The organism is Nonomuraea corallina (genome assembly GCF_027620315.1).
GTDB classification, from domain to species: domain Bacteria; phylum Actinomycetota; class Actinomycetes; order Streptosporangiales; family Streptosporangiaceae; genus Nonomuraea; species Nonomuraea corallina.
Map to the genome: position 1 here is coordinate 69,306 of NZ_JAPNNL010000012.1, position 7,207 is coordinate 76,512.

The 7,207-nt window shown below is 69.1% G+C and carries 7 protein-coding genes and 1 other RNA gene; 6 read left to right on the forward strand and 2 right to left on the reverse strand.

Annotated elements, in window-relative coordinates; genetic code table 11:
* Positions 1-15 precede the first annotated feature (15 nt).
* Positions 16-1,041 (reverse strand): hypothetical protein, encoded by a 1,026-nt coding sequence (locus tag OUY22_RS05460; RefSeq protein WP_270153645.1) that lies wholly within the window; start codon positions 1,039-1,041, stop codon positions 16-18.
* Between the two features lie 47 nt (positions 1,042-1,088).
* Between OUY22_RS05460 and prfB the strand changes: the two genes are divergently transcribed.
* The gene (gene prfB / locus OUY22_RS05465) at positions 1,089-2,204 is read left to right on the forward strand and encodes a peptide chain release factor 2 (RefSeq protein WP_270153646.1); all 1,116 of its coding nucleotides are present in this window, start codon (positions 1,089-1,091) and stop codon (positions 2,202-2,204) included.
* Here the strand turns inward: prfB and OUY22_RS05470 are convergent.
* Positions 2,190-2,381: a hypothetical protein gene (locus OUY22_RS05470; RefSeq protein ID WP_270153647.1), complete on the reverse strand. Its 192-nt coding sequence runs from the start codon at positions 2,379-2,381 to the stop codon at positions 2,190-2,192. The two genes, prfB and OUY22_RS05470, sit on opposite strands and share 15 nt — an antisense overlap.
* Positions 2,382-2,584: 203 nt before the next feature.
* Here OUY22_RS05470 and ftsE point away from each other — a divergent pair, with 203 nt between their 5' ends.
* The 5 genes from ftsE to ssrA form a co-directional block, all read left to right on the forward strand.
* Positions 2,585-3,274, forward strand: coding sequence for a cell division ATP-binding protein FtsE (gene ftsE, locus OUY22_RS05475; protein WP_049564761.1), 690 nt, complete (start codon positions 2,585-2,587; stop codon positions 3,272-3,274).
* Positions 3,275-3,295: 21 nt separating this feature from the next.
* Positions 3,296-4,204, forward strand: coding sequence for a permease-like cell division protein FtsX (ftsX, locus tag OUY22_RS05480; protein WP_270153648.1), 909 nt, complete (start codon positions 3,296-3,298; stop codon positions 4,202-4,204).
* A gap of 23 nt (positions 4,205-4,227) precedes the next feature.
* On the forward strand, positions 4,228-4,695 hold the full coding sequence (smpB, locus tag OUY22_RS05485) for an SsrA-binding protein SmpB (protein ID WP_270153649.1): 468 nt from the start codon (positions 4,228-4,230) through the stop codon (positions 4,693-4,695).
* Positions 4,692-6,551 carry a penicillin-binding transpeptidase domain-containing protein gene (locus OUY22_RS05490; RefSeq protein ID WP_270153650.1) on the forward strand — a complete coding sequence of 620 codons (1,860 nt, stop codon included), beginning with the start codon at positions 4,692-4,694 and terminating at the stop codon, positions 6,549-6,551. The genes smpB and OUY22_RS05490 overlap by 4 nt, the downstream gene beginning before the upstream one ends.
* A gap of 305 nt (positions 6,552-6,856) precedes the next feature.
* Positions 6,857-7,207, forward strand: a transfer-messenger RNA (tmRNA) gene (gene ssrA / locus OUY22_RS05495); the annotation flags it as partial.

Sequence of the window (7,207 nt, forward strand, 5' to 3'; positions counted from 1 at the left end):
GGACGGGCCCGCGGCTCACTGCCCGGTGGCCTTGGTGAGCGCGCCGGAGTGGCCGATGACCTTCGCCGCGGCCGGGGCCCGCGCCGGGGGGACCGCCGTCACGTACGTGTTGATCTCCGTGAGGCGGAGGTTGCGCCGCACCACCGGCGCCGAGATCGACCAGCGCGCCGACTCCGGGACGGGGATGTAGTCGTCCTCCGCCGTCTTGGTCGTCGTCGTGGTGGTGCGGGACAGGGAGTACTGGATGAGCGCGCCCCCGCCGGCGGTGCGCAGCCCGTAGACCGGGAAGTCGCCGGCCTGGAAGATCGAGTCGTAGCTGAAGCCGTTCTTCTTGGCCTTCTCCCTGGCCTCGGTGATCTCGCGCGCCACCTCGGTGGTGTGGGGGCCGTCGGCGAGGAGGCCGGCCGCGACGCCGTCGGTGCCGGTCTCGGCCACGGTGGCGTGCAGGGGGCCGATGAGCTGGGGGCGGATCGTGACGCTGCGGTCGTCGTCGGCGATCGCGGTCGCGTAGCCCTGGGCGTCGAGCTCGATGGACGGCCGGCTCTCCGCGTCGAGCAGCCGGGCGGCGGCGCTGAGCCGCCAGTCGCCGTTTCTCGCGAAGGTCAGCATGGTGAGCTCGCCGTCGCGGTCGGCCAGCACCGAGAACCAGGCCGAGGAGGCGCCCTGCGGGAAGCGCGGCACGTACAGGGTGGGGGTGCCCCACGTGTGGCGGGGCGGCCTGCCGCCGCTCGACAGGTAGGCGACGGCGGTCAGGCGGGCCTCGGCGTCGCGGACGTACTCCATGGCGAGCCGCAGGTCGCCGGAGGCGCGCAGCACGTCGTCGGTGGCGACGAAGGTGGAGAACACCTCGCCCGCCTCGTCGAGCGTGACCTCGGGCTCGGCGGGGGCAGGGCTCGCGGACGGCGACGCGTTCGCCGAGGCGGCCGCCGCACTGGTGGACGGTCCGGCCGACGGGCCGCCGGCGGAGCCCGAGCAGCCGGACGCCCCCGCCAGCAGGACGGCGGCGAGCGCCAGCGCCTTCCGCCGACCGTGTACACGCACCTCGCCATGTTATTCGGCCCCCCGTCGGTCGCGTACCCTAGGGAGGCGTGGCAGACATCGATCCAGCAGATGAGATCAGCGAGCTCGCCGGCACGCTCCGCAGCATCAAAGACGTGCTCGACCTCGACTCCATGCGCAAGCAGATCGAGGAGCTGGAGACCCAGGTTGCCGCCCCCGACCTGTGGGACGACCCCGACAAGGCGCAGAAGGTCACCAGCCGGCTCTCCCACATGCAGGGGGAGCTCAACCGCGTGGATGGCCTGTCCCGCCGGCTCGACGACCTCTCGGTCCTGTACGAGCTCGCGGCCGAGGAGGCCGACGACGACACCCGGGCCGAGGCCGACAAGGAGCTGTCCTCGCTGCGCTCCGACATCGGCGCGCTGGAGGTCCGCACCCTCCTGTCGGGCGAGTACGACGCGCGCGAGGCCCTGGTGACGATCAACTCCCAGGCCGGCGGCGTCGACGCGGCCGACTGGGCGGAGATGCTGCTGCGGATGTACTTGCGCTGGGCCGAGCGCAAGGGCTATCCCACGGAGGTCTACGAGACCTCCTACGCCGAGGAGGCCGGCATCAAGTCGGCCACCTTCGCGATCAAGTCGCCCTACGCCTACGGCACGCTCCGGGGCGAGCACGGCACCCACCGCCTGGTGCGGATCAGCCCGTTCGACAACCAGGGGCGCCGCCAGACCTCGTTCGCGGGCGTCGACGTGGTGCCGGTCGTGGAGCAGACCGACCACATCGACATCAACGAGGACGAGATCCGCGTCGACGTCTACCGTTCGTCGGGTCCCGGCGGCCAGGGCGTCAACACGACCGACTCGGCCGTGCGCATCACCCACCTGCCGTCCGGCATCGTCGTCTCCTGCCAGAACGAGCGTTCCCAGCTGCAGAACCGCGCGACGGCCATGAACGTCCTGCAGGCCAAGCTGCTGGAGCGCAAGCGGCAGGAGGAGGCGGAGAAGATGTCGGAGCTGCGCGGCGCGACGACCACCTCATGGGGCACGCAGATCCGCAACTACGTCCTGCACCCCTACCAGATCGTGAAGGACCTGCGGACGGGCACCGAGGCGGGCAACCCGTCCGGGGTGCTCGACGGTGATCTGGACCAGTTCATCGAGTCGGAGATCCGCTGGATGCGGCGCCAGGAGTCAGACGCCCAGTAGGTGTTCGAGCGCCAGGGTCGCGAAGAGCGCCACGAGGAGCACGATCGCGATCAGGGCGGGTGAGAGGCCGGCGAGGCCGTGGCCGTGCAGCCGCTCGCGGTTGGCGCGGCAGACGGCGCAGCGGCCCTCGATGACAGGGTGAGCGCACTGGGCGCATACGAGGTGTTGGCAACTCATGTCAGCCCCAAGTCTAGCCGCACAATCGTTTTGTTTCCGTTATGGACGTTCCATGCCAGTCTTCCCCCTAGACTGTGCTCCAGCCAATCGGAACGTCGATCCACGGTAAAGCCGGGCGTCCCCGATCGGCGAGCGACGGGAAGTGGGCATGTGCCACCCTCGCATCCGTCCTGACCCCTAGACTGGCATGCCGTGATGCTCTCGTGATCCATTTCGATAATGTCACCAAGGTCTACACGAACCAGAACAGGCCCGCCCTGGACCACGTCTCCGTCGACGTGGACAAGGGCGAGTTCGTGTTCCTCGTCGGTCCCTCGGGATCAGGCAAGTCCACGTTCCTCCGTCTGGTCCTCAAGGAGGAGCGGCCCAACTCCGGCGCGATCCACGTCGCCGGCAAGGACCTGGCCCGCCTCTCCAACTTCAAGGTGCCTCACCTGCGCCGCCGCATCGGCTGCGTGTTCCAGGACTTCAGGCTGCTCCCGAACAAGAACGTCTACGAGAACGTGGCGTTCGCGCTCGAGGTCATCGGCAAGCCCCGGCGGTTCATCCGCAAGGTGGTGCCGGAGGTGATCGAGCTGGTCGGCCTGGAAGGCAAGGCCCACCGCATGCCCGACGAGCTGTCCGGCGGCGAGCAGCAGCGCGTCGCCATGGCCCGCGCGTTCGTCAACCGGCCCATGATCCTGCTGGCCGACGAGCCGACGGGCAACATCGACCCCGCGACGAGCATCGGCATCATGAAGGTGCTCGACCGGATCAACCGAACCGGCACTACGGTCGTGATGGCCACGCACGACGCGGCCATCGTCGACTCCATGCGCAAACGCGTCGTGGAGCTGGAGGACGGCAAGATCGTCCGCGACCAGTCGCGTGGCGTGTACGGCCAGGCGTACTGACAGGGAGCAGCAGAGAGAATCATGCGGGCGAACTTCATCTTCTCCGAGGTCTGGATCGGCCTCCGTCGCAATTTGACCATGACGATCGCGGTCATCATCACCGTGGCGGTCGGCATGGCGATGCTGGGCGTCGGTTTGATGATCAACGCCCAGGTCGGCATGATGAAGGACTACTGGTACGACAAGGTCGAAGTATCCGTATTCCTCTGCACCAAGAACAGCGACATGCCCTCCTGCAAGGGCAAGGCCGTCACCCAGGGGCAGACCCAGGCGCTCAAGCAGCAGATCGAGGGGCTGCCCGGCGTCGAGCAGGTCTTCTACGAGGACCAGGCCACGGCCTACAAGAACTTCCAGGACGCCTACAGCAACCAGAAGGCGCTGGCCGACGCCGCCAAGGTCGAGGACATGCCGACGTCCTTCCGGATCAAGCTGGAGAACCCGGACAACTACCAGCCGGTGATCCAGGCGCTCCAGGGGCAGCCCGGCGTCGCACAGGTGATCAACCAGAGGGATCTGATCTCCCAGTTCTTCACCATGCTCGACAAGCTGCGCTACGCCGCCGTGGTCGTGGCCGTGGTGCTGGTGCTGGCCGCCGCCCTGCTGATCGGCAACACGGTCCGGCTGTCGGCGTTCAACCGGCGCCGCGAGACGGGCATCATGCGCCTCGTCGGCGCCTCCAACCTCTACATCCAGCTGCCCTTCGTCATGGAAGGCATGATCGCGGGCCTGATCGGCGGCGTGTTCGCCGCGGTCATGCTGATCGTGACCAAGGTGCTGCTGTTCGACGAGGTCGCGCAGTTCCTGTCGTCCACGGCGGCGACGATCGGCTGGGACGACGTCGCGTCGGTGATCACTTTGACTATGATCATCGGTGTGGTCATCTGTGTTCTGGCGTCGTTCGTCACGCTTCGCCGATACCTCAGGGTCTGACGGAACGCCGGTAAGGTCGAAGCATGCCACGTGAGACCGGGCGGAAGGTCATCGCCCAGAACAAGCGTGCCCGGCACGACTTCCACATCGAAGACACCTTCGAGGCGGGGCTGGTGCTGCAGGGCACGGAGGTGAAGTCGCTGCGTGAGGGCCGCGCCTCGCTGGTCGACGGCTACGCCGCCATCGAGGGCGGCGAAGCGTGGCTGCTCAACGTCCACATCCCCGAGTACGCGCAGGGCACCTGGACCAACCACGCCGCCCGGCGCAAGCGCAAGCTCCTGCTCCACCGCAAGGAGATCGACAAGCTCGCCGCCCGGACCAAGGAGGGCGGGCTCACGATCGTGCCGCTCCAGCTCTACTTCAGGGACGGCAAGGCCAAGATCGAGCTCGGCGTCGCCCGCGGTAAGAAGGACTGGGACAAGCGTCAGTCGCTGGCCGAGAAGCAGGCCAAGCGGGAGATGGCCCGGGCGCTCCGCCACCGCAACCGATGAGCCGAGCCCGCCGCACGCTCGCCGCGGCCGTCACGCTGGCGGTCGCGAGCACGACCCTGACCGGCTGCCTCGAGGAGGCGTCCCCGCACGAAGCGGTGCGCGACTTCCTCGTCGGCTGGCAGTCCAACGACTACGAGCTGGCCGCCTCCCGTGCCGACGGCGACCCCGCCGCCGTGCGCAAGGCGCTGGCCGACGCCAAGCTGCAGCTCGACGCCGCCTCCTTCCGTTTCCGGATCAAGAGCTTGACGGTGACGGGCGAGGAGTCGCGGGCCGAGTTCGGCGTCGAGGTCGACCTGGGCGACAACAACCCGCTGTGGACGTACGACAGCGTCCTGCCGCTCCACCTCCACGACGGCGCATGGAAGGTGAAGTGGTCGCCGTCCGTGCTGCATCCCCAGCTCAAGGAGGGGCAGCGGTTCGCGGTGAAGGCCGAGCCGAAGCCGCGCCAGCCGGTCGTCGACCGTGGCGGCGACCCGCTGCAGCAGGACACGTTCCTGTACGTGGCCCGCGTGGTGCCCGCGCGGCTCGGCGACCGCGCCGAGGAGGTCGTCAAGCAGCTCTCCCAGATCACCGGTTACGCCGAGGACCGGCTGCTCAGCCGGATCCGTTCCGCGCCGCCCAACGAGACCGTGCCGCTGATCACGTTCGGCCGCACCCGCTACCAGTCGGTCAAGCCGCAGCTCGACGCGCTGCCCGAGGTCGAGACCGTCACGGAGAAGCAGCCGGTCGACCCCGCCGACCCCAAGCAGATCGTCGGCCGGGTCAGCGCGCTCACCCCGGAGACCGAGCAGAAGCTTGGCGGGCCCCAGAGGGCGGGCGACTCGATCGGCCAGAGCGGGCTCCAGCAGGCCTACCAGGGCTACCTGACCGGCTCCACGGAGACCGAGGTCATCATCCTCGACCTCAGGTCGGGTGACGAGGTGGCCTCCCTCCAGCAGTGGCCCGGCCGCCAGAACCGGTCGGTGCAGACCACGATCGACAGCGGTGTGCAGGCGGCCGCCGAGCGCGCCGTCTCCAGCACCCGCACCGGCGCCGTGGTGGCGGTCGACCGCACCACCGGGGAGATCCGCGCCGTCGCCACCCGCGGCCTGCACCAGGAGAAGGACGCGCTGGCCGGCAAGTTCCCGGCCGGCACGGCGTTCTCCGTCGTCGCGGCCGACGCCCTGCTGAGGGCCGGGGTACGGACCGGGCAGCGGCTTCCGTGCCCCGCGGAGCGCACGGTCGGCGGCGCCCGGTTCGTCAACGTCGGTCAGGCCACCGGCTCCTCGCCCACGTTCCAGGAGAACTTCGCCCAGGGCTGCGTCACCGCCCTGGCCTCGCTCGCCCGCCGGGTGAGCGGCGACGACCTGGCCAAGAGCGCCAAGACCTTCGGCATCGGGGAGTCGTGGCGGCTGCCGCTGAAGTCGTTCAGCGGCTCCCTGCCGGCCTTCGGCAGCGACGCCGACAGGGCCAGGACCATCGCGGGCCAGAACGTCCAGGTGAGCCCGCTCAGCATGGCCCTGGTCGCGGCGGCGGTGGCCTCCGGCACCTGGCGCCCGCCGGTGCTGGTGACCGACCCCGACGCCCCCGACACGGCGGCGGCCGAGGTGACGCCCGCGCCGCAGCCCCGGCCCCAGCAGCTCGACCCGCAGGTCCGCAAGACGCTGACCGCCATGATGCGGGCCGGCGCCCAGGGCACCCCGGCGCAGGCGGGCAGCGGCCGCGTCCACGGGGTGGCGTCCGCGCCCACCGGCAAGGACAACAACGCCTGGTTCGTCGGCTGGCAGGGCGATCTGGCGATCTCCGTGTACACCCGCGCCTACGACCCCGCGGCCGTGGCCGGCAGCTTCTTCGCCGCCGTCGGCGACTCTCCGTGATTTTCGTGACGCCGAGCAACCTTCCGGCGGGCCGGTCGCGTCTTACCAAGTGACCGGTCCCGCTCGGGGGGTTGCGGGACCAGTCGCCGTGATGAGATCAGGACTTCATCTCGGGGGAAGTCCTGCCGTCATTTGACCGGCTCGACCCTGCCGGTCGCCCCCGGGAGCGTGATGCTGCTGTGCCGCGCTCCCGGGGGCCCACGGGGGCCCCGGGTTCTCGCGGGAATCAAGTTGGCATCCAGGGCGTTGTCACCTGTATCGTCATGATGCTCGGTCTCCTCGGAGATCGTGTTGACAACTCCACAGGGGGTGACTGGTTTCGACTTTGGCCTTGCAAGTCAGGTGAAGCGGGCCGAGGACTGCGGACATAACCTCGTTAATCCTGTGACCGCGAACAATAAGTGCCAATAAGAAGCACTCTGAGGTCAGCCAGGGTTCCCTGGCTCTCGCTGCCTAAGTAGCGAAGCCTCTGTCAGCCCGAGAGCGCCTTCGGCTCGGGGTCTGGCATCGCTAGAAGGCTCAACCGTTCAACCCGGCCACGGGGGTGATCGGGAAACCAAACAGTGGCTGAGCCCGTCGGCGACTCGCCTGCGTGATCGCCGGGGCTGAGAAAAGCACAGCAGGCTGCGCCCGGAGAAGCCCTTTCTTGGGGTTGA

Bases quoted from the DNA above. Each gene is read 5' to 3' on its own strand.
- smpB (WP_270153649.1), top strand. From the start codon at position 4,228: ATGCCACGTGAGACCGGGCGGAAGGTCATCGCCCAGAACAAGCGTGCC.
- ftsX (WP_270153648.1), top strand. From the start codon at position 3,296: ATGCGGGCGAACTTCATCTTCTCCGAGGTCTGGATCGGCCTCCGTCGC.
- OUY22_RS05470 (WP_270153647.1), bottom strand. From the start codon at position 2,381: ATGAGTTGCCAACACCTCGTATGCGCCCAGTGCGCTCACCCTGTCATC.
- OUY22_RS05490 (WP_270153650.1), top strand. From the start codon at position 4,692: ATGAGCCGAGCCCGCCGCACGCTCGCCGCGGCCGTCACGCTGGCGGTC.